Source organism: Dolichospermum sp. LEGE 00246 (genome assembly GCF_015207865.1).
GTDB lineage: Bacteria > Cyanobacteriota > Cyanobacteriia > Cyanobacteriales > Nostocaceae > Dolichospermum > Dolichospermum heterosporum.
Genome location: NZ_JADEWA010000042.1, coordinates 1 through 20736 on the forward strand (window position 1 = coordinate 1; position 20736 = coordinate 20736).

Sequence of the window (20736 nt, forward strand, 5' to 3'; positions counted from 1 at the left end):
CATCTTGAATCATTAAGTGCCTATATAAACTATGAACTAGATAAAATTGAAAAAGATTTTTACAAGCTAGATCAACAAATAAAAACTAATTTTAGCAAGCAAATTAATATTTCTATCACAGGTTTAAATGATGACTTTATGGGTTTTGGAGGAATAGGTGGAGGGTTGGGAGTAGGCGGTGCTTTAGCTGCTGCATTAATCTTTTTTACAGGCATTGGATTTATTGTAATTACTGTTGCTGCTGTTGCTGCTGCAATTGCTAGTTCACTTGGCTTAGGTATGCTAGATGTAGATGGGATACATACCAAAATCAAAACAACAATTTGTCAAACAGGAATGAAAAAATTTCGTGAACAATCGAAGGATAAAGTTTATCAAACAGCCCAAGAAATTATTAACACAGTTTTTGATAATCGCTCTGAAGCAGCTAGTCAAGTAATTTCAGAAGCAATTTCATTATATGAAAACTTGCTAGAACAACAAGAAAAAGCTCACCAAGAAAACCTAGAACAACGGGAAATTGAAAAAGCATTTATTAACCAAAAACGTCAAGAACTTGAACAAGTGCAGAAAGAATTACAAACTATAATCAATAAATCTACAACCCTGTAATTACAAAATCAAACCCACCCAAAAATTAACCAATATGAAAACATCAACCGACAGACAACGCGCCCTAGAAATGGCTTGTATTTCTCAACTCGCTTACGTCGCCTATAAACAAGGAAATGATATAGTTAGCAATATCCTGAAAACAGGTTATCCATCATTTTTACAACCATATCAAACCATAGAATTTATCTCAGCACCACGCCCTTTAAGTGATACCGATGAATTAGTTTGTTGTGGTTTACTCCTATCAAATGAAAATGATATTGTAATTGCTATTAGAGGTACAGAAAGATTAGATGATTACTTCTTTAACTTACTAGCATTCCCCAATTCAGAAGCAATTCACTCCGGTTTTAATCTTTATGTTAAAAGTTTCTGGCAACAATTACAAGACTTTATCCAAAGAGAAGAAAACGCCAACAAAAATATTTTCGTAACTGGACATAGTTTAGGCGGTGCTGCGGCTACATTAATTACTAAACGAATTAGTGAAACCGAATTAAAACCAATTGCACCTTATACATTAGAAACCTATACATTTGGCGCACCACCAGTTAGTACAATCGAATTAATTTTGGATACTCCCATCTATAGATTTAAAAATATCGGTGATTTCATTCCTGATTTACCGAAAATCATCACTGTTTTATTAAATAAAATCCCAAGAATCAAACAAGTAATTATTAATTGGAAACCAGAACTATTAAAAACACTGGCTGATTATTCTCATATAGGTAATGAATATTGTCTTAATAAAAAATATGAACTGATTGAACAAACCGAAGCTAACTCACCTAATCTTAAATTGATTTTGCAAATTTCCAGTTTACTAGCTTCACAATTAAAATCACCATCTCAAGCAGATGTTAATAAATTTCGGTTGTTAATAAACACCTTAATTCAAACCTCATTAGAGGAACATCGCGCCATTAAATATGTAGAAAGAATTAATTTTGGGAAACTTCCACCTTATATTTCTAATTTCAATGATGATGAGGAGTAAAATAGAAATTATAAAATTGGAGGAAGAATAATGCGTTATCCAGTAGTAATTGAAAAAGGAAATACCAGTTATGGTGCTTATGTTCCCGAATTACCCGGTTGTATAGCTGTAGCTGAAACATTAGCAGAAGTTCAACAACTAATTGTAGAGTCCATAGAATTTCATATAGAAGGTTTAATAGAGTCAGGTTTACCAATTCCCCAACCTACAAGTATCGCTCAAGAAGTTGAAGTTTTAATTTAAGTAGCAAATAACTATGAATAAATACGGAAATTGGCAACCTGTGATAAAATTACAAGAAACATAATTAATTAATAGAATGCAACAACTAAGAAAAGAAGTAGGTTTAGCTGCTTATGATGCAGCTTATTTAGAATTAGCATTGCGCTTACAATTGCCATTAGCAACACTTGATAATCGGTTAGCATAAGCAGCGGTTCGCCGTGGTGTTAGTCTGATTCTTGATAAAGAATAAACCTGTTATAAGGAATTACAAAAATATCTGCGTTTAATTATTACTTCTTGTACCTTTGGATCGGAACTCACGCAGAATATGACAGGCTCATTGGTAAGCTTTAACCAGCAGTCCAGCCGATCTTGTAGTGCGATCGCTTTTTTTAGGCTGCGTGATCAGAAGGTACAGCACTCTTTAAAATTTATTTGGTGACTAATTATGACTAAACCCAAAATTCTCCAAGAAGAACGCGAATATACATTATCGTTCCTATTTTGAAATGACCTATCCACCACGAAGAAATTTTAATAAGCAACTAATTTTGGCGTTGCTGAAACCAGGGATGAATTTAGGTGTAGAGACGTTCCATGGAACGTCTCTACAAGGGTTTTGAAATCATCAAAAATCATTTTCATACCTCAAATCAGCAACGCCCTAATTTTGAGAGTGCGATCGCAGTGCTAATTACTGTCTATTGTCCTGATCCAAATAAATGGATTAATTGGCGGATTAGAAAAAAAGACTGAAAATCTAAATCAAACTAAATTACTATCTTAGATAGGACTGTCTAAGTCTTATCTAGTAATAGTTCCAATATATAGGAGTTAATAATTATGCTTCCCATTGATAAATGTGTTGTTTGTAATGGCAACTTATTAGAAACTAACGTTACAGAAATTATCAAAGGTGGTGGTAACACCGCAACATTAAAAGTTAAGGCTTTAGTTTGTCAAAATTGTGGAGAGCGTTTTTATCATGCAGATACAATCAGAAGATTTGAAACTATTAAACTTAAATTAGAAAAACAAGAAACACAAGACTTAATTCCAGTAGGACAATCTTTTGAAGTTGCATGATCATTAAATTAACATAAATGATGACGGGAGATAGAACTGTGAGTTTTCGTTTTCTTTTAGACACTAATATTATTTCGGGAATTTTCACGCTAACCTATAAATAAACAATAAACATACCATCCCTAACGAAAATGGCACAACTAACAATTCAAGTACCGGACGAACTAGCAAACCGCTTACAACCCATATTACATCGTCTTCCAGAATTGCTTTTACAACTGTTAGAAACACATACACCAGAAACATTAACCTTAAATACTTCTAGCGATACTGCTAACACTTATACTGAGGTTTTAGACTTTTTAATTAAACAACCAACACTGGAACAAATAGCTAAATTTAAAGTTTCAACCCAAGCACAAACACGGTTAGAAGACTTATTAGAAAAAAACCGTATGGGGACAATTTCCAAAGCAGAAAATAGCGAATTAGATATTTATGAACAGCTAGATCAATTAATGATTTTACTTAAAGCTAGAGCTTACAGCGTAATTAGAAATGACAAATAATGCCATTTCTTTTAGTCTACGTCAATTAGTCATTGAACGCGCTTAAGGGCGTTGTGAATATTGTTTAATTCATCAAGATTTTTCTATTTACACCCACGAAATTGATCATATTATTGCTGTTAAACATGGAGGTCAAACTTTATCAGAAAATCTGGCTTTATCTTGTTTACCTTGTAATCGTCATAAAGGATCTGATTTTGCTACTCTTGATCCCAATAATGGGGAAATTATTCGCTTATTTAATCCTCGGTTACAAGTTTGGGATGAACATTTTACATTAAAAAATGCCGAAATTATTGGTATTACTGATATTGGTCAAGCTACATCACGTTTATTGATGTTTAATACTTCAAGCAGAATGCGATCGCGTAAATCATTAATTGATCAAAATTTGTACCCATGACTGGCTGACTATAACTGCTGATTCTATCATAATATAAACATATAGCAACCTAGCTAGATAAAATAATATGTTAACCCTCAATTACCCACATATCGTTAAAAACGATCATCAGTCAGCAAGACTACAGCGTTTACCGAGAATTAGAGTAGCGCAAATTGTCATGGATTATCTGGCTTATGGTTGGTCAGTAGAGGAACTGTGCCGTCAACATCCTTATTTAACATATAGTGAAGCTCATGCTACTATGGGTTATTACTTCGACCACCAAGAAGAGATTGACCAAGAAATTAAACAAGAATGGGAACAAGTACAGGAAAGTATTAAGGAATCAGTACCATCCCCTTTTTACAGCAGAATGAAAGCGAAAGGACTGTTGTAAATGCCTATTGCTTTATATATGGATGTTCATGTGCCTCAAGCTATTACATCACAATTGTGCCGTCGTGGTGTAGATGTATTAACTGCCTTTGATGATGAAACCCAAGAACTTCCTGATGATAAATTATTAGAAAGACTAAAACGAGTCCTTTTTACTCAAGATATCCGTTTTCGCGTATTAGCTGAAACTCTGCAAATAGAAGGAAAACAATTTTCAGGATTAATTTTTGGACTTTTTGGACATCAATTAGGTGGCACAATTGGTCAATTTGTTAAAGATTTAGAATTTATTGCTCAGGCTTCTGAAATTGACGAATGTAGTTGAATATGTTCCTTTCAAATAATCTAATATGAAGAAAAATATCATGAATTATCACATAATCATTAACTTTACTAATAAAAATAGAGTACGCCTTATGTGAGTTAAAAATGCCCCAGTCATTTTAAGGGTTTCAGGCTTCGCTTTAGCAGCAACGCCTAACCTCATGAACGGGATTGCCTTCTTTCAGCTTCCAACTCACATAAGCCGTATTGTATAATTAACTATGTAGCTCGCTGATAAAATATGCAAGATACCCTAACCATTGCCATTACTCCAGAACTGAAAGCAGCACTTTTAGAAATTACTCGAACTGAAGGTATAATATCTCTAATCTATAGCTCTTTAGGGTAAATATATGGAAATAGAAGGTCGGATAATGCGTACACTTGCCCCCGAAGATGAGGAACTAGAAAAGAAGAAGACAGAGTTAACTGGACTCGAAACAGAATTAGCACAGCGTGAGTTAGATTTAACTACCCTTCAAGCTGAGTTACACGCCTTTGAACGAGAATATTTTCGAGTGATTGGTATCCGTTATACTGAACTGGATCGCATTGAGGATCAAATTGCCGAATATATGGCATCTTTAGAAGCAATAAAGGCTTTTAAACCTTCTCAAAATCTTAAACAATTGTATCGAGATGTGGCGAAACTTATTCATCCAGACTTAGCAACAGATGAAAAGGAACGGTTACGCCGACAAGAATTAATGGCTCAAGTGAATCAAGCTTATGAAAATGGAGATGAGGAAAAAATCAGAGAAATTTTACAATCTTGGGAAAATAGTCCTGAATCTATCAGAGGTGAGGGAGTTGCGGCTGAATTGGTTCGTACAATTCGTAAAATTGCTCAAGGGAAACAACGTTTAAATACAATTTTCATGGAAATTGATTTATTAGAGAAAACTGAATTATATCAGTTGAAATCATCTGTTAATATGGCTGAAAAGTCAGGACGAAATTTATTATCAGAAATGGCTACTCAGTTAGATGAACAGATTGTAATTGCCCAAAATAAATTAGATGAATTAAAAACTCAATTAGGATTATATAAATGACCAACAATCATCAACAAAATAACCAAAACAAGATTGTATCTAGTAATCAAAAGCTCACTAGATACTCATCCGAATTATTAAAAAGAGGATTAAATTTAGCTAAGTCAATTGAGAAAGAAACAATTACTCCTGATGATTGGAGGTTAAAAGGTAATGATTTATTTAGGAATGGTGCTTATGAAGAAGCACTTATTTGTTATGAGAAAGCATTAGAAATAAATCGAAATTACTCTTTAGCTTGGAATAATCGAGGTAGTGTTTTTGGTATGTTAAAACGCTACGAAGAAGCTCTTCTTTCTTATGAAAAAGCATTGGAAATTCAGCCAAATGACGATATGGCTTGGAAAAATAAAGCAAAAATTCTAGGTAGTAAATTCAATCGCTATGAAGAAGCAATTTATTGTTATGAACAAGTTTTAAAAATCAACCCAAATGATGCCGAATCTTTGTGGTTAAAAGGTGCTGATTTAGCAGAAATAGGTCATTATGAGGATGCTATCAAAAGTTATGACAAAGCTTTAGAAATCAACCCTGATTTTTGTGAGGTATGGCTAATTCGCGGAAATCAGCTAAATGATCTGGGTAGATATGAAGAGGCACTTACAAGCTATGGTAAAATATTAGAAATTCAGCCTAATGAAAAACATGAATTTGTTGCTTGTGCTTGGCAAATGCGAGGTGTAATATTAGATAAATTAGGTCGTCATGAAGAAGCTCTTTTTAGTTATGAAAAAGCTCTTAATTTCAGACTTAATGAGTATAGTGTTTGCTCGGAATGTAGTAAGATATTATATAAATTAGGACGTTACGAAGAATCACTTATCTACTCTGATAAAGTATTAGAAATTAAGCCAGATGATGGTGTGTTATGGTATAACAAAGGACAAATATTAATTAAAATAGGACTGTATGAAGAAGCAATTGATTGTTATGATCAAGCTTTACTATTTACAACCAATGATCCAGTTGTTTGGAATAACAGAGGTTATATACTAGAGCAGTTGGGGCATTTTGAAGAAGCACTCAATAGCTATGACAAAGCTTTAAAAATTGAACCTAACTTTGAGTTGTCTATTAATAATCGTAAAAGGCTTTTAAATAAGGATGCTTATCAATTCCAAAATGAAATTTCGGCATTGTGCGATCACCTATCACAACTCCAACATGAAATATGTAAAGATAGAGATGAAAACCAAAAATGAAGTTATCAAATAAGGTTATAATGCCTTAAATAAAAAACCCTAACAGATATCCTCACAGAAATCAAATAATCTGAAATAGAAGACACAAATCAATCTAAGGAAATAATTGAGTAATGATATTCACTAAAAAAATCTAAAAAATATAATCTTCAAAACAGAAGATATTTTTTATACTGAATCTTAATTGACAAACAATTGATGATTGGCTATGGCTGATTTTTCGATTTTACCAATTACCAATCACCAATCACCAAATTAAGTAAGCGCTTCCGCACCACCGACAACTTCCAGAAGTTCCTGGGTAATTGCGGCTTGACGAGCTTTGTTGTAAGACAAAGATAGACTTTTAATCAACTCACCGGCGTTTTCGCTGGCGTTACTCATTGCTGTCATCCGTGCGGCTAGTTCACTAGCTGCTGATTCTTGTAATGCTCTTAATAGCTGATTGCTCAGATATAATGGCAACAAAGAATCCAGAATTTGCACTGGATCTTGTTCAAAAATCATGTCACTAGGTAAAGCTGTCACTGTACTAGCTACCTTTTCCCGTTCCACTTGGAATTGACCACCACGGGTAGTTAGACGGAAAACTTCATCATCCGCTGCTTCTAAACCTTGGGTATCCAAAGGTAGAAGGGTTTGGATTACGGGACGAGAACTGATCAAGGAGACAAATTTTGTATAAACTAACTCAATCCGGTCTACTTTTTCCGAAAGGAAGAGAGAAAGTAGTTCATCAGCAATATTTGTCGCTTCTGCGGCGGTAGGAATTTGTTCTAAACCGCTGTAGGTAGCGTCAATAGGCTGATTCCGGCGTTGGAAGTATTGAGTAGCTTTACGACCAACCAATACATAAGTATAGTTTACGCCTTCAGCTTGGAGTTCCTTGGCGCGATTTTCGGCACGACGGATGACGTTACCGTTGTAACCACCACATAAACCCCGATCGCCGGAAATTACCAACAGACCTACTGTTTTAACTTCGCGTTTTTTCAGTAGGGGGAGATTGACATCTTCAAACCGCAGTCTGGTTTGCAAGCCATACAATACTTGCGCCAAACGGTCTGCAAAGGGACGGGTAGCAATTACCTGTTCTTGAGCGCGACGGACTCTCGCCGCAGCTACCAGCCGCATGGCTTCTGTGATTTTCTTGGTGTTTTTGACCGACTGAATGCGATCGCGTATTGATTTGAGATTAGCCATAATCCGATTTTAGATTTTAGATTTTAGATTTTAGATTCGGAATTTCGGATTTTAGATTAGACTCATCTGCAAATAAATATCAGATCCCTGTATTTTATAGGCTGATATCTAATTTTTGGACGAGTCTATTTAATCCAAAATCCAAAATCCAAAATCCAAAACTTTTACGCTGCTGCTTGGAAGGTCTTTTTGAACTCGGTGAGAGCGGCTTTCAAAGCTACTTCTTCTGTATCACCAAGGGCTTTGCTACCTTGTACGCCTTGGTAATAGGCAGTGTTAACATTTTTCAGATAATCACGTAAACCCTTAGCAAAGGTAGTTACTTGATTAACTGCGATGTCATCTAAATAACCGTTAATCCCAGCGTAAAGAACTGCTACTTGTTCAGCTACGGAGAGAGGATCGTTTTGGGGCTGTTTTAAGAGTTCCCGTAAACGCACACCACGCGCCAACTGATCTTGGGTGGCTTTGTCTAAATCGGAAGCGAATTGGGCGAAAGCTTGTAAGTCGTCAAATTGCGCCAATTCTAGTTTAATCTTACCGGCAACTTTCTTCATTGCCTTGGTTTGAGCCGCAGAACCTACACGGGATACAGAGATACCGGGGTTTACAGCGGGACGGATACCAGAGTTAAACAAGTCAGAAGACAAGAAAATCTGACCGTCGGTAATAGAAATTACGTTGGTAGGAATGTATGCGGATACGTCACCAGCTTGGGTTTCAATGATAGGTAATGCAGTCATGCTACCTTTACCTAATTCATCGCTGAGTTTAGCAGCACGTTCCAACAAGCGAGAGTGAATGTAGAATACGTCTCCAGGATACGCTTCCCGACCGGGTGGACGACGGAGCAGCAAGGACATTTGGCGATAAGCCTGGGCTTGCTTAGAAAGGTCATCATAGATGATTAAGGTCGCTTTGCCTTTGTACATGAAATACTCAGCAATACTAGCGCCTGTGTAGGGAGCGAGGAATTGTAGGGTAGCTGGTTCACTGGCACTAGCAGCTACAACTACTGTATAGTCCATCGCGCCTTTTTCTTGTAGGGTTTGGACTACGTTAGCAACGGTGGAAGCTTTTTGACCGATAGCTACGTAAACGCAAACGACATCTTCACCTTTTTGGTTAATGATGGTGTCAATAGCGATCGCAGTTTTACCAGTTTGACGATCTCCAATAATCAATTCCCGTTGACCACGACCCACAGGAATCATGGAGTCAATAGCGGTAATCCCTGTTTGCATCGGTTCATGTACAGACCGACGGGCAATAATCCCAGGGGCTGGGGATTCAATTAACCGAGTTTCGGTAGTCTTAGGATCACCTTTACCATCAATAGGACGACCCAAAGCATCAACAACTCGACCAATGAGAGCGTCACCTACGCCTACTTGGGCAATTCTACCAGTAGCGGTTACAGAGCTACCTTCTTGAATACTCCGACCCTCGCCCATCAGTACCGCACCAACGTTATCTTCTTCTAAGTTTTGGGCGATACCAATTGTACCATCTTCAAATTCCAGGAGTTCCCCAGCCATAGCTTTTTCCAAGCCATAAATCCGGGCAATACCGTCACCAACTTGTAGCACTGTACCAACGTTAGCAACTTTAACCTCTTGGTCATATTGCTCGATTTGTTGTTGGATGATGCTGCTGATTTCGTCAGGTCTAATGGAAATACTCATTTGTCAGTTGTCAGTTGTTAGTTGTTAGTTGTCCGTTGTCAGTTGTCAGTTGTTTTTTATGAGCTATTGACCAATGACTACTGACATTTATTCAGAACTTTCTAGTTACTGCTTAAACGTAGGGAAAGACGACGTAGTTGACCACGCAAACTAGCGTCAATTACTTGAGAACCAACTTTGATAATTACACCACCAATTAAATCGCTGTCTATTTTGGTGGCTAATTCCACCTGACGAGCTTTGGTCAGAGTAATTACCTTTTCTGTAATTGCTTGCTGTTGGGTTTCTGTGAGGGGAACCGCAGAAGTAATTTCAGCCAATACAGTTTGATTTAGCTGGCGTAATAACGCCAAATACTGCTGTAAAATCGGTTCTAAAAAAGCAATCCGTCTTCTGTCAACTAACAGCAGTAAAAAGTTACGTAGGCAGGGGTTTACACCTTCGCCAAGTAATTGTCTGAGGACATTTTTCTTGTTTTCTGGCTTTACAAAGGGATTGCTCAAAAAGCCTGTGAGTTCTTGACTCCCTGTTAATAAGCTCAAGAAAGTCCGTGCATCTCCCCCAACTTCTTCTGTTAAGTTTTGAGATTGAGCAATGGATAACAATGCCTGTGCATAAGGCTGAGATATTTCAGCGGTTGCTGCATCACTTTTCATGTCTCCCCTCCCAGTTGTGCGATGCTACGATCAATTAAAATTTGTTGAGCATCTGCGCTAATACCACCCTTGAGTTGTCCTTCTACTTTTTGTAGTGCTTGCTGCACTACTTTTTGTCGAAGTTGGGAGATAGCTTTCTCTAGTTCTGCATTCAAATCAGATGCTGCGGTTTCTTTTAACCGGGCTACATCTAAATTTGCTTTAGCTAAGATAGCCTCTTTAGCAGCCTGAGCATTTTGTTCAGCTACTTGAGTGATTCTCTGTGCCTCTTGCTGTGCTTGGGTTAACTGTCCTTGGGCTTTAGCCAAAGAAGTTTGTGCTTCCCGCAAGCGTCCTTCTGCATCTTGAATAACGCTTTCAATACCGGAGCGTCTTTCAGTCAAGATATTAGTTAAAACTTTGCGTCCAAAGTAGAATAGTATGCCAATCAGAATTACTAAGTTAATTAGATTGGTTTCCAGGATGTCTAGGTTTAGACCAAACCCGCCTTCTGCTGCGCCTTCTGCCATTTCAGAGTGAACAGCTTCCGCGGCAAGTAATAAAATATTGCCCATGTTACCCATCTACAAGTGCGCTGCTCGCTTGGTAATTCGTTAATTTTTCCCGACAGGGAAAAAAGTGCCAATCTTTTGGACACTTAAATTTCATCACTTTCTAGGCAAATGCCCTTAAGTGTTTATGCTTTCGTAGAACCAGTTTGGTGATATAACAACCGCCAAGGTAGTAAGAAAATCAATCAAGGAACTCTGACCACAAACGGGTTTTACTCCTGAATTCTGACTCCTGACTCCTGTTATATTATTTCGCCAAAGCTGCTCCTAATAGTTTTTCTAGAATCTGGTTGCTGAGGGCATCAACTTGTCCTTCTAGGGTAGCCATAGCTGCTTGCTTTTGCTGCTCTATTTCTTTAGCAGCTTGTTCGCGTTGGGCTTGGGCTTCCTGTTGGGCTTCGGCTATTTTTTGTGCCGTAATTTTCTTAGCTTCATTTTGGGCAGCTTCTATAGTCAACTGAGACTGCTTACGCGCAGATGATAGTTGCTGCTCATACTCTTTTGCTAAGGTTTCAGCTTTAGCCAAGCGCTCACGAGCATCAAGGTTATTGGTACGGACATAGTTATCCCGGTCATCCAATACCTTAGTCATAGGCTTGTAGAAAATTGCATTCAACAAAGCTGCCAACAACAGGAATTGCAATGCCATCAATGGCAAGGTAGCATCGAAATCAAACATTTCTCTCCTCTTTGGCTGGAATACTAATTTTCTTGGCTAGTGATATGATCTAGCCTTTGATAATTTTACGAATCCCGTTCTGACTAATTATCAATAAGTTGCTAGTTTATAGAGGCGTGTAGATATCCAGCTTTTCGCTATCTGTCACCGGGAATTTTAGATTTTAGATTTTAGATTTTAGATTCAAAAAATTTGGTATAAACTCCGTCCTTCAAGACGGAAAAATACTCGCTGCGCTGCGTACGCTTCGCTAACGTCAATCCCAAATCTTCAATCTCTACACTTGTTTGGTGGAGTCAATCCAAAATCGTCAATCCAAAATCCAAAATCTAGTGACATCTTTCACGTCTCTACACTAACAAAACTTTTTCGGTCTTAGGCAAAAGGGTTAGCGAATAGCAATACCAAGGCAATTACCAAACCGTAAATTGTCAAGGATTCCATGAAGGCTAAGGTTAAAAGTAGTGTGCCGCGAATTTTGCCTTCTGCTTCGGGCTGACGGGCAATACCTTCTACGGCTTGACCTGCTGCATTACCTTGACCAATACCAGGTCCAATTGCAGCTAAACCGATAGCGAGAGCAGCAGCTAGAACTGAGGCAGCTTGTACTAATGGATCCATGACGATTTTCCTTGCTTTAACTACAAAAATTACAAATGTACGTAACAGCTAGATGTGTGCTTTCACACTGCACTAGGTTTTCAAATCGCTGTGGCGATGTTTTGAGCAAGTTTGCTCGTCTACACTGGGCTATCAACTGAGGGCGTTAATGCTCCTCATGTCCTTCTTCGCCGTGTCCCTCTAAAGCCTCATGAATATACGCTCCGGCTAAGGTCGCAAATACTAGGGCTTGAATGGCACTAGTAAACAAACCCAAAGCCATTACTGGCAAAGGCACAAAGAGAGGCACAAGCAACACCAATACCGCCACTACTAATTCATCCGCCAATATATTTCCAAATAAACGGAAGCTTAGGGAGAGGGGCTTGGTAAAATCTTCGAGAATGGCAATTGGCAATAGAATCGGTGTTGGCTCGATATATTTTTTAAAGTAGCCTAAACCTCGTTTGCTAAATCCAGCGTAAAAATACGCCAAGGAGGTTAGCAATGCCAATGCGACTGTTGTATTTATGTCGTTGGTAGGTGCTGCTAGTTCACCAGAAGGCAAGTGGATTAGCTTCCAGGGAATTAATGCTCCTGACCAATTTGATACGAAGATAAACAAGAATAGCGTACCAATAAATGGTACCCAGGGGCGATACTCTTTCTCTCCGAGTTGGTTTTTAGCTAGATCCCGAATAAATTCTAGGGCATATTCCATCAAATTTTGGATGCCACGAGGAATTTTTTGGACGTTTCTGGTGGCAGCTAGTGATGCTATTACTAGGATAGCAATCACAAACCATGAGGTGAGAAATACTTGCCCATGTATTTTGAGACTGCCCAATTGCCACAAGAAGTGATGACCTACTTCTAATTCGGCGAGGGGAAAAGCGTTAAAAGCGTTTAATACACTAAGCATGGGCGTTCTTCAAGGGTTTTCCCCAAAAATCGAGGATTGGAGGATTGTCTGTAGTCTGTAGAGGTTTAGGTTTAGCAATGCTAGACCCCTACACCCTTTAAGCTTCAGGAATGAATGCAGTTTGCACCATATAGATGAGGAGGGTAGCTTTGTAGGTGAGAAATCCCAAGAATATAGGCAGAATATGTAGCTGATGCCATTGACTCGCCAATATAATCGGTATCGTGATCAGAGCAAAACGATTTTTACTCAAACTTTGTTTTTCACCACCAAGTCTCTCGACATCGTTAGCCAGCATTTTTAAGTAAACCACACCTGTACACGCCCCAATCAAATAATTTAGGGCTATGTTTAAGGAATAAAAAATCCACACAGAGATAAAAATAATCCCCGTCAACACAAGTGTGATTACCAGCAACTTCTGATAGAGTTGATAGAACTCTTGCATGGAAGAGCTTACTGGTTCTGTTTGAGCAAAACCAGATTTCTCATCTTGTTGTGTTGTCTGAGTCGGTGCAATTGATTCTTCTGACAAGCTCACGAGACTTGAAACCAGTACAGCTAATATGAGATGACTGCACATTCAGTCAGTTGAATCATATCACGATCCGGTAACACTACTTTAGAAAAAAACAATTAACTTATTTTTGTCAGTTGTCAGTGGTCAGTTGTTCGTTGTCAGTGGCAACAGAGTCACTTGTTACTGATTTTTTCATGAAGCGGGGGTAGTAAGAGTAGTTGTGGTTTGAGGAGGTGTCTTACTCCGTCTAAGTCTAGCTCGATTTGGGCTAAAATCTCAGCCACAATGGCAGAAATATGACATTTTTCCGTGAACTCAAATTTGATATTGCTATGAAAACATCATATCCAAAAGAGATAATATGAGACGTTCTGTTCCCTGTTCCCTTTTTTTGTAAGGGACTTCCAATTAAAAAAATCCCCAAAAGTTTCTTGTGGTGCGGGACGAATTGCCAGCTAATTACCAAGCACAGGCAGGATGCCCATCCCACAAAATTGGGTAATTTATTTTTTGGTGATCCCTAAAATAGTAGTGTTACACAAAGCAGGTAGATTATGGTTCAAGTTTTACCTAAATCAGTGACCTTTGATGAGTTTTGTGAATGGTATCCAGATACAGGGGTCAGATATGAATTGCACGACGGAGTGATTGTTGAGATGAATCCATTCTCCTTTTGGGCGTTGCTGATTAAGGGTATGAATTTTAGTCTCACGCAAAGGCGCAATCACGCTTCGTGATCTCGAAGAGTAGACGCACTGAGGTTTGAGTTTTAAAGGTTCAATTTGGGAATTTCATACCTCAATTCAGCAACGCCTCCCTTTGTACTTAACCGGGTGTCAGTAAAATCATTTGTTGTTGCAAAAGACTTCTAACTCCATCTAAATCAAACTGCGCTATGGTTAAAATCTCTGCTACGGTAGATTTACCATTGCAGTTTTTCATGAATTCAAATTCGATATTTCTATGAAAACATCACATCCAGATATTATCGTCACCAGCCCGGATGGAGAATATTTGATGATTGTTGAGGTAAAACTCAATGATGTTAGTACCCATCGTAACAATATTATGGATCAGCTTAAAGGCTCAATGATTGGGTTTGGTTGCTCTATTGGCTTGCTTGTGGCAGGAGAGCGTGTTATTGTTCTACGGGATTCTTTTGATGATTCTCAGGGTTCATCAATTCGCGTAGTTGGTGAAGCAAGACTTCCAAATTACTTATTACCACCAGCAGATGAGCAATGGAGGGGAAACCTTTATCTTGAGTTTGAATCACAAGTTCAGCGATGGTTAGAGAAATTGAAACTTCAAACTAATGTAGACAGTTTACCAGATGATTTGAGAAATTTGCTTGGCGGACGGATAATCAATCTTCTGCGACTTGGTGAAGTCAGGGCTGGTGGACCAAGGTGGAGTAAAGTTGCAAAATGAAGCCTCAAGCGGTTTTTGTGGAAACAAACTGGGTGGTAGATATTGTGGCACCTGCACATTTACAAAGTCCACAAGCGGCTCAATTGCTTTCACTTGCAGAAACTGGCGAGTTTGAGCTACATTTACCTGCTATCTGCTTAACAGAGGCGCGTGAAACTATACCTCGACGATTCACTCCACGCACTGATTCTGAAGATTTACGTAAATTTGTCAAATGGGCTAAAAAAGAAGGGAAACTGACTACAGAAGATGCTAATGCATCGTTTCGAGTCTTTGATAAGTTTGATGGATTAGTTACTAATGAACTAAGGAAAGTTCCAGAAAGATTGAGAGAATTAGCCCAGCATCCACATTTGAATGTTTTTCCCCTTTCAGAATCTATGCTGGAACGGCAAGTTTCTATTGGTGCAATGGATACTTCCCTAAAACCTTATGATATGGCTGTATTGGCTGCAATCCTTGTCAGGGCTGAGGATTTGCAGCAACAAGGACATTCATGGGTCGGTTTTTGTGAACTAGATTCTGATCTTCAACCTTGGGATAAAAATGGTGTATTAAAACCTATTCTTAGTGATCTCTACAATGCTTCTCGAATCTGGGTGTATCGAGATTTTTTGGTGGAAGATGTAGATGAACTTCCCGAAGTTTGGTTCTCTTGTACTTAACCGGGTGTCAGTAAGATCATTTGTTGTCCCAAAAGACTTCTAACTCCATCTAAATCAAACTGCGCTATGGTTAAAATCTCTGCTACGGTAGATTTACCATTGCAGCTTTTCATGAATTCAAATTCGGCTGTGGATAAATTAACAATTTGGTAATCATAGTTAAATAAACATTGACTGGGAAACCCATCTATGCAGGGGTTAAGTTCGGGGATTGCAGTTAATAAGATGTTATCTGCTGACCAGTCGGTTTTGGGTAGGGGGGGGCGACTGAGGAAAAATTCGTAATGGGTGACTTCGGGATTCAGTAATTCTATCAACCGATAACGTTGACGTTCTGTGAGTTCGGCGGCTCTTTCAATTAGTTCTGGGGCTTTTTCTAGCAGCTTTTCTAGTTGCCAAAATCCGGGATTAGAAAAACCTACAAAGTCTAATTCAGAAGCATCTATGAATTTAAATAATGTATCAATATTGTAGTCTGTTTCCTGGGGATGGACATACATATCAGCAAAGCATTCATCCCGCTGGTTTTCCATTGACCATCTTTCTTTTTCACGCTTGACAATGCGGTTATTTTCTGGTAGAGAAGCAAAGATTTTTCTTCCGACTTGAACGCCATCACGATAGTCACCGCGTTTGTTACCTTGAAGAAGAGCGATCGCCTTTTGCATAAGTTGTATTTCCCATCTTCCCAGTTCTCCATACACAAAAATGTGCATTAGTCCACCTGGAGTGAGTTTTTTCGCTAATGCTTGGATACCACGAATGGGATCTGGTAGATGATGAAGTACCCCAACACAATTTATTAAATCAAACTGTCCTGGAATTTGTTCCACATCATAGATACTTAAGTGATGAAATTCCACACGGTCAGCACCGGAACTTTTACAGCGTTTTTTTGCTACTTCTAATGTACCAGCACTTAAATCTATTCCCACTACCTGTGCTTGCGGGTTGAGATGTACTAAATATTCTGTGCCGACTCCTGAACCACAACCAGCATCTAAAATGCGGATATCTTGCCTTTGCGGTTTTCTACCTGTGCAGAAGCTATAAGCAGCTAACCAATTCCAACGCCAATTGTAACCTGGTGGTGGTTCGTCGAGGATAGGTTCGGGGGGGAAAGGGTAGGTATCGTAGAGTTTCGCAACAGCAGCACTTACTTGGGAGTCGGACATGATTAGGAGTAACTCAGCATCTCTGAGTTTAGCTGATGGGGGGATTTTGGGCAAAAAATAAATTCTGATCATTCGTAGGGGTTTAGCATTGCTAAACCCTTACTGTTGATAGATATGGGGATTGATTCCGTAATAACACTCGTGTTAAGCTATGTAGTAATAAATAAAATCTAGTTTATATATTTTGCATCTCAATTTGATTAACCAGGAGTATCAAAAATGCCAGTAGGTTTACCTGAATTCGTGGAAAACCCGGAAAATCGTTGTCCGGTAATTCTGTTGCTTGATACCTCTGGCTCAATGTCAGGACAACCTATACAAGAGTTAAACCGAGGTTTGGCGGCTTTCAAAGAAGATGTGATGAAAGATGGTCAAGCTTCTTTAAGTGTAGAAGTTGCTATTGTCACCTTTGGACCTGTGCGACTGACGCAAGATTTTGTCACTATAGACCATTTTACACCGCCTAAGCTAGAAACAGAAGGTGTTACACCAATGGGTGCAGCCATAGAATATGCTTTGGATTTATTAGAAACCCGCAAACAGTCTTATAAAGATAACGGTGTCCATTATTATCGTCCTTGGGTATTTTTAATTACCGACGGTGCGCCTACAGATGCTTGAAAGGGTGCAGCGCAAAGGGTGAGGGAAGAAGAAGCACAGCGCCGAATGTTGTTTTTTACTGTTGGTGTTCAGGGTGCTGATATGCACAAACTTAAACAAATTGCACCTCGTCCTCCAGTAATGCTGAATGGCTTAGATTTTCGCTCTTTATTTGTTTGGCTTTCCACTTCCATGAAACGGGTTTCTAGTGGCAAAGTAGGGGAAGCTGTGGCATTACCGCCGGTGGGATGGGGGCAAATTACAACATAATCTGAATAGTTTGAAAAGGCGATTATAAATCGCGGCTACACAGGCAAAACCCACCTTCGTGGGTTAAAAATCTTGATTTTTCATTAGTCCACGTATCCCTTACCGGACCGAAGGAATAGGTGGACTTCATTTGTGTAGTAGCGTTCGCGCCAGCGTGCCGTAGGCTCTATTATATTCGCCGAAAACTTTTCTTAAATCAGATTACTTAAATTTAAAGATTAGATTTTGAGGATTTATTTATTGTGGGTTGGAAAGCTATAGCGCGTTCTGCTGTGGGAACGAGTCATGAAAAGCAAAAAATACCTTGTCAAGACTGCGGAAATTATCGCATTTTTAATGATGTGATTGTGGGCGCAGTTGCTGATGGTGCTGGGAGTGCTAAATATTCTCATTTTGGTTCTGAATTGGCGGTAGAAACTGTAATTAAATGCTTTGTTGATATTAATGAATATCCTGATAAACAAGGTTTTTCTCAACCACTTTCGGAAATGGAAGCTAAGGAAGTTTTTACTAAATTTGTCAAGGATGTTATTACTGCGTTAAACAAAAAAGCAGAGAATAATGATTATTCTGTTCATGATTTATCTTGTACTCTTTTAGTTTTTATAGCGACTTCTGAATGGGTTGCAGCTATGCAAATTGGGGATGGATTTATGGTGGTGCGATCGCAAGATGCAGAATATCAATTATTGTTTGAACCAGATAAGGGGGAATTTTTCAACGAAACAACTTTTGTGACTTCAGCTAATGCGCTGGAGGAAATGCAGGTACAGGTAATTTCAGGAAAACAAGAGTTTATTTGTGCTTCTACTGATGGATTAGAAAAAGTGGCAATTCGCTTGAGTGACTGGAAACCTCATGCACCATTTTTTAAACCTTTGGAGGAATATTTGCGAGATTCATGAGATTTTGTTGGGTTTCGCAAAGCCTCAACCCAACCTACGGATTTTAGGATTTTAGACATATATTTCAACCCATCTAATTAAAATTATATGACAGTTCTTACTTGTGCCAGTACGGGAAAATCAATTACTCTGTTGGGTAAAGAGATTGCTAATAGTGGTGAAGCAAAAGTTTGGCGAACTAATCAAAATGGTTATTTAGCGAAAATTTACCATTCTCCAACACCTGAACGGGTGCAGAAGTTAGCGGTAATGATAGCAAATCCACCCACAGAACCAAATTCCCATCTTCATCATGTTTCTTTTGCTTGGCCTAAGTCGGCGTTGAAAAATGCTCAGGGTGATTGTGTGGGCTTTTTGATGCCAGAAATTAAGGATGGAAAAGAACTTATTGATGTTTATAATCCCCGTCGTCGTCAAGCGTTGAAACTTGAGATTGATTGGCGGTTTCTGCACACAACGGCGCTGAATATTGTCTCAATTATTGAAGCACTGCACGCTGCTGGTTATGTATTGGGAGATATTAAACCACAAAATATTTTAGTGAATAATCGGGCTTTACCTTCAATTATTGATACAGATTCTTTTCAGGTAAAAAATCCGAAAAATGGTAAAGTTTATTATTGTTTAGTTGGTTCACCAGGTTATACACCACCGGAATTAATGGGAAAAGATTTTGCTAGTATTGAGCAAACGGAAGTACATGATAGATTCCGGTTAGGGGTAAGTTATCGCGTGTTTCCAGTCAATCCCATATCTATAATTGCAAATTTACCTATTGGTTTTTTTTTAGAAAAAACCCTTGAAGGTCATTCTGACTCGGTTATTTCAGTAGCATACAGCCCCGATGGTCAAACCCTGGCTAGTGGGAGTGATGACACGACTATCAAACTGTGGAATGTGAAGACGGGAAACCTACTGCAAACCCTCACTGGTCATTCTAGCCAGGTTAATTCAGTAGCATACAGCCCCGATGGTCAAACCCTGGCTAGTGGGAGTAGTGACGATACTATCAAACTGTGGAATGTGAAGACGGGAAACCTACTGCAAACCCTCACTGGTCGTTCTAACTCCGTAGCATACAGTCCCGATGGTCAAACCCTGGCTAGTGGGAGTGGGTACGGTATCGAACTGTGGAATGTAAAAACGGGAAACCTACTGCAAACCCTCACTGCTCATTCTAACACAGTTAATTCAGTAGCATACAGCCCCGATGGTCAAACCCTGGCTAGTGGGAGTAGTGACGATACTATCAAACTGTGGAATGTGAAGACGGGAAACCTACTGCAAACCTTCACTGGTCATTCTTACTCGGTTCATTCAGTAGCATACAGCCCCGATGGTCAAATTCTCGCTAGTGGGAGTTTTGACAGAACTATCAAACTGTGGAATGTAAAAACGGGAAACCTACTGCAAACTCTCAAAGGTCATTTTAATTCAGTAGCATACAGCCCCGATGGTCAAACTCTGGCTAGTGGAGGTTATACTCAGGCTATGGCTATTGCAAGTAGTGTCAATACTATCAAACTGTGGAATGTAAAGACGGGAAACCTCCTACAAACCCTCAAAGGTCATTCTGACTGGGTTTATCCAGTAGCATTAGCATACAGCCCTGACGGTCAAACCCTGGCTAGTGGTAGTAGTGACAAAACTATCAAGATTTGGCGGTTAAAGTAGTCATTGATGGGATTTTATTAGCAATGGTCTATTTTTTCATCCTGTAAATCCTTTAATCCTGGATATCCTGATTCTGACAATTTTGCTAACCTATTTCCTCACCATAAATCTATGAATCATAAAGTTTTTTATCTTGATGGTAAAAAAATCAATAGCAAACAAACATTTTTAAAACAAGCTGCTGAAGCAATGCAATTTCCTACATACTTCGGTGCTAACTGGGATGCTTTTGATGAATGTATCACCGATTTAACATGGTGTCCGGCTCAAAGATATGTGATATTATATGATCATGCTGATATCTTTGCTCAAGCTAAACCGGCACAGTACCAAATAGCATTGGATATTTTCAATTCAGCCAAAGAATACTGGGAAGCTAATCATATTCCTCTCAAGTTTTTAG

23 protein-coding genes and 4 pseudogenes are annotated in these 20736 nt (G+C 38.8%); 18 read left to right on the forward strand and 9 right to left on the reverse strand.

Features of this window, described 5'->3' with window-relative positions; all coding sequences use genetic code 11:
* From IQ228_RS04875 to IQ228_RS04930, 11 genes and pseudogenes are all read left to right on the forward strand, one after another.
* Positions 1-612, forward strand: a pseudogene (locus tag IQ228_RS04875) (dynamin family protein); the annotation flags it as partial.
* Positions 613-646: 34 nt separating this feature from the next.
* Positions 647-1615 (forward strand): lipase family protein, encoded by a 969-nt coding sequence (locus tag IQ228_RS04880; RefSeq protein ID WP_193962308.1) that lies wholly within the window; start codon positions 647-649, stop codon positions 1613-1615.
* 30 nt (positions 1616-1645) lie between these two features.
* Positions 1646-1858 carry a type II toxin-antitoxin system HicB family antitoxin gene (locus tag IQ228_RS04885; RefSeq protein ID WP_027403089.1) on the forward strand — a complete coding sequence of 71 codons (213 nt, stop codon included), beginning with the start codon at positions 1646-1648 and terminating at the stop codon, positions 1856-1858.
* Between the two features lie 579 nt (positions 1859-2437).
* A complete protein-coding gene (locus tag IQ228_RS04895; RefSeq protein ID WP_193962309.1) occupies positions 2438-2596 on the forward strand; it encodes a hypothetical protein in 159 nt (52 codons plus the stop codon).
* A gap of 87 nt (positions 2597-2683) precedes the next feature.
* Complete coding sequence (locus tag IQ228_RS04900) at positions 2684-2926, forward strand: YgiT-type zinc finger protein (protein ID WP_027403088.1); 243 nt, start codon at positions 2684-2686, stop codon at positions 2924-2926.
* Between the two features lie 131 nt (positions 2927-3057).
* On the forward strand, positions 3058-3435 hold the full coding sequence (locus tag IQ228_RS04905) for a hypothetical protein (RefSeq protein WP_193962310.1): 378 nt from the start codon (positions 3058-3060) through the stop codon (positions 3433-3435).
* Between the two features lie 64 nt (positions 3436-3499).
* Positions 3500-3838 (forward strand): annotated as a pseudogene (locus IQ228_RS04910) (HNH endonuclease); the annotation flags it as partial.
* A gap of 67 nt (positions 3839-3905) precedes the next feature.
* Positions 3906-4217, forward strand: a complete 312-nt coding sequence (locus IQ228_RS04915) for a DUF433 domain-containing protein (protein ID WP_193962311.1) — start codon at positions 3906-3908, stop codon at positions 4215-4217.
* Positions 4218-4541: a hypothetical protein gene (locus IQ228_RS04920; protein WP_228043699.1), complete on the forward strand. Its 324-nt coding sequence runs from the start codon at positions 4218-4220 to the stop codon at positions 4539-4541.
* 352 nt (positions 4542-4893) lie between these two features.
* Positions 4894-5595 carry a J domain-containing protein gene (locus IQ228_RS04925; protein WP_228043700.1) on the forward strand — a complete coding sequence of 234 codons (702 nt, stop codon included), beginning with the start codon at positions 4894-4896 and terminating at the stop codon, positions 5593-5595.
* Positions 5592-6797 (forward strand): tetratricopeptide repeat protein, encoded by a 1206-nt coding sequence (locus IQ228_RS04930; RefSeq protein ID WP_193962312.1) that lies wholly within the window; start codon positions 5592-5594, stop codon positions 6795-6797. The genes IQ228_RS04925 and IQ228_RS04930 overlap by 4 nt, the downstream gene beginning before the upstream one ends.
* Positions 6798-7052: 255 nt before the next feature.
* Here the strand turns inward: IQ228_RS04930 and IQ228_RS04935 are convergent, their stop codons facing one another.
* The 8 genes from IQ228_RS04935 to IQ228_RS04970 form a co-directional block, all read right to left on the reverse strand.
* Complete coding sequence (locus IQ228_RS04935) at positions 7053-8000, reverse strand: F0F1 ATP synthase subunit gamma (RefSeq protein WP_027403083.1); 948 nt, start codon at positions 7998-8000, stop codon at positions 7053-7055.
* A 164-nt stretch (positions 8001-8164) separates the two neighbouring features.
* A complete protein-coding gene (gene atpA / locus IQ228_RS04940; RefSeq protein WP_027403082.1) occupies positions 8165-9685 on the reverse strand; it encodes a F0F1 ATP synthase subunit alpha in 1521 nt (506 codons plus the stop codon).
* 101 nt (positions 9686-9786) lie between these two features.
* Entirely contained in the window at positions 9787-10341 is a 555-nt protein-coding gene (atpH, locus tag IQ228_RS04945; protein WP_053540872.1) for an ATP synthase F1 subunit delta, read from the reverse strand.
* Positions 10338-10904: a F0F1 ATP synthase subunit B gene (locus tag IQ228_RS04950; protein ID WP_027403080.1), complete on the reverse strand. Its 567-nt coding sequence runs from the start codon at positions 10902-10904 to the stop codon at positions 10338-10340. Before IQ228_RS04950 ends, atpH begins: the two co-directional genes overlap by 4 nt.
* 235 nt (positions 10905-11139) lie before the next feature.
* Positions 11140-11571, reverse strand: a complete 432-nt coding sequence (locus IQ228_RS04955) for a F0F1 ATP synthase subunit B' (protein ID WP_027403079.1) — start codon at positions 11569-11571, stop codon at positions 11140-11142.
* 375 nt (positions 11572-11946) lie between these two features.
* On the reverse strand, positions 11947-12192 hold the full coding sequence (atpE, locus tag IQ228_RS04960) for an ATP synthase F0 subunit C (RefSeq protein WP_013192016.1): 246 nt from the start codon (positions 12190-12192) through the stop codon (positions 11947-11949).
* A 145-nt stretch (positions 12193-12337) separates the two neighbouring features.
* Entirely contained in the window at positions 12338-13093 is a 756-nt protein-coding gene (gene atpB / locus IQ228_RS04965) for a F0F1 ATP synthase subunit A (RefSeq protein ID WP_027403078.1), read from the reverse strand.
* Positions 13094-13190: 97 nt separating this feature from the next.
* The gene (locus IQ228_RS04970) at positions 13191-13676 is read right to left on the reverse strand and encodes an ATP synthase subunit I (RefSeq protein ID WP_027403077.1); all 486 of its coding nucleotides are present in this window, start codon (positions 13674-13676) and stop codon (positions 13191-13193) included.
* Positions 13677-14167: 491 nt separating this feature from the next.
* Between IQ228_RS04970 and IQ228_RS04975 the strand changes: the two are divergent.
* The 3 genes and pseudogenes from IQ228_RS04975 to IQ228_RS04985 all read left to right on the forward strand — a co-directional run.
* A pseudogene (locus IQ228_RS04975) lies at positions 14168-14278 on the forward strand (Uma2 family endonuclease); the annotation flags it as partial.
* A 298-nt stretch (positions 14279-14576) separates the two neighbouring features.
* Positions 14577-15044 carry a hypothetical protein gene (locus IQ228_RS04980; protein WP_027403075.1) on the forward strand — a complete coding sequence of 156 codons (468 nt, stop codon included), beginning with the start codon at positions 14577-14579 and terminating at the stop codon, positions 15042-15044.
* Positions 15041-15709 carry a hypothetical protein gene (locus IQ228_RS04985; RefSeq protein WP_193962313.1) on the forward strand — a complete coding sequence of 223 codons (669 nt, stop codon included), beginning with the start codon at positions 15041-15043 and terminating at the stop codon, positions 15707-15709. The genes IQ228_RS04980 and IQ228_RS04985 overlap by 4 nt, the downstream gene beginning before the upstream one ends.
* On the opposite strand, the gene IQ228_RS04990 is transcribed toward IQ228_RS04985, so the two are convergent.
* Positions 15706-16884, reverse strand: coding sequence for a bifunctional 2-polyprenyl-6-hydroxyphenol methylase/3-demethylubiquinol 3-O-methyltransferase UbiG (locus IQ228_RS04990; RefSeq protein ID WP_193962318.1), 1179 nt, complete (start codon positions 16882-16884; stop codon positions 15706-15708). The two genes, IQ228_RS04985 and IQ228_RS04990, sit on opposite strands and share 4 nt — an antisense overlap.
* Before the next feature lie 219 nt (positions 16885-17103).
* Between IQ228_RS04990 and IQ228_RS04995 the strand changes: the two are divergent.
* From IQ228_RS04995 to IQ228_RS05010, 4 genes and pseudogenes are all read left to right on the forward strand, one after another.
* Positions 17104-17754: pseudogene (locus IQ228_RS04995) on the forward strand (VWA domain-containing protein).
* Between the two features lie 242 nt (positions 17755-17996).
* Positions 17997-18659 (forward strand): PP2C family serine/threonine-protein phosphatase, encoded by a 663-nt coding sequence (locus IQ228_RS05000; RefSeq protein WP_193962314.1) that lies wholly within the window; start codon positions 17997-17999, stop codon positions 18657-18659.
* 87 nt (positions 18660-18746) lie between these two features.
* Entirely contained in the window at positions 18747-20333 is a 1587-nt protein-coding gene (locus IQ228_RS05005; RefSeq protein ID WP_193962315.1) for a hypothetical protein, read from the forward strand.
* A gap of 111 nt (positions 20334-20444) precedes the next feature.
* A partial coding sequence (locus IQ228_RS05010; protein ID WP_193962316.1) for a barstar family protein occupies positions 20445-20736 on the forward strand: 292 nt, incomplete at its 3' end.

Excerpts from the sequence above, each read along its gene's own strand:
- IQ228_RS04880 (WP_193962308.1), top strand. The coding sequence starts at position 647 with ATGAAAACATCAACCGACAGACAACGCGCCCTAGAAATGGCTTGTATT.
- IQ228_RS04885 (WP_027403089.1), top strand. The coding sequence starts at position 1,646 with ATGCGTTATCCAGTAGTAATTGAAAAAGGAAATACCAGTTATGGTGCT.
- IQ228_RS04895 (WP_193962309.1), top strand. The coding sequence starts at position 2,438 with ATGGAACGTCTCTACAAGGGTTTTGAAATCATCAAAAATCATTTTCAT.
- IQ228_RS04900 (WP_027403088.1), top strand. The coding sequence starts at position 2,684 with ATGCTTCCCATTGATAAATGTGTTGTTTGTAATGGCAACTTATTAGAA.
- IQ228_RS04905 (WP_193962310.1), top strand. The coding sequence starts at position 3,058 with ATGGCACAACTAACAATTCAAGTACCGGACGAACTAGCAAACCGCTTA.
- IQ228_RS04915 (WP_193962311.1), top strand. The coding sequence starts at position 3,906 with ATGTTAACCCTCAATTACCCACATATCGTTAAAAACGATCATCAGTCA.
- IQ228_RS04920 (WP_228043699.1), top strand. The coding sequence starts at position 4,218 with ATGCCTATTGCTTTATATATGGATGTTCATGTGCCTCAAGCTATTACA.
- IQ228_RS04925 (WP_228043700.1), top strand. The coding sequence starts at position 4,894 with ATGGAAATAGAAGGTCGGATAATGCGTACACTTGCCCCCGAAGATGAG.
- IQ228_RS04930 (WP_193962312.1), top strand. The coding sequence starts at position 5,592 with ATGACCAACAATCATCAACAAAATAACCAAAACAAGATTGTATCTAGT.
- IQ228_RS04935 (WP_027403083.1), bottom strand. The coding sequence starts at position 8,000 with ATGGCTAATCTCAAATCAATACGCGATCGCATTCAGTCGGTCAAAAAC.
- atpA (WP_027403082.1), bottom strand. The coding sequence starts at position 9,685 with ATGAGTATTTCCATTAGACCTGACGAAATCAGCAGCATCATCCAACAA.
- atpH (WP_053540872.1), bottom strand. The coding sequence starts at position 10,341 with ATGAAAAGTGATGCAGCAACCGCTGAAATATCTCAGCCTTATGCACAG.
- IQ228_RS04950 (WP_027403080.1), bottom strand. The coding sequence starts at position 10,904 with ATGGGTAACATGGGCAATATTTTATTACTTGCCGCGGAAGCTGTTCAC.
- IQ228_RS04955 (WP_027403079.1), bottom strand. The coding sequence starts at position 11,571 with ATGTTTGATTTCGATGCTACCTTGCCATTGATGGCATTGCAATTCCTG.
- atpE (WP_013192016.1), bottom strand. The coding sequence starts at position 12,192 with ATGGATCCATTAGTACAAGCTGCCTCAGTTCTAGCTGCTGCTCTCGCT.
- atpB (WP_027403078.1), bottom strand. The coding sequence starts at position 13,093 with ATGCTTAGTGTATTAAACGCTTTTAACGCTTTTCCCCTCGCCGAATTA.
- IQ228_RS04970 (WP_027403077.1), bottom strand. The coding sequence starts at position 13,676 with ATGTGCAGTCATCTCATATTAGCTGTACTGGTTTCAAGTCTCGTGAGC.
- IQ228_RS04980 (WP_027403075.1), top strand. The coding sequence starts at position 14,577 with ATGAAAACATCACATCCAGATATTATCGTCACCAGCCCGGATGGAGAA.
- IQ228_RS04985 (WP_193962313.1), top strand. The coding sequence starts at position 15,041 with ATGAAGCCTCAAGCGGTTTTTGTGGAAACAAACTGGGTGGTAGATATT.
- IQ228_RS04990 (WP_193962318.1), bottom strand. The coding sequence starts at position 16,884 with ATGTCCGACTCCCAAGTAAGTGCTGCTGTTGCGAAACTCTACGATACC.
- IQ228_RS05005 (WP_193962315.1), top strand. The coding sequence starts at position 18,747 with ATGACAGTTCTTACTTGTGCCAGTACGGGAAAATCAATTACTCTGTTG.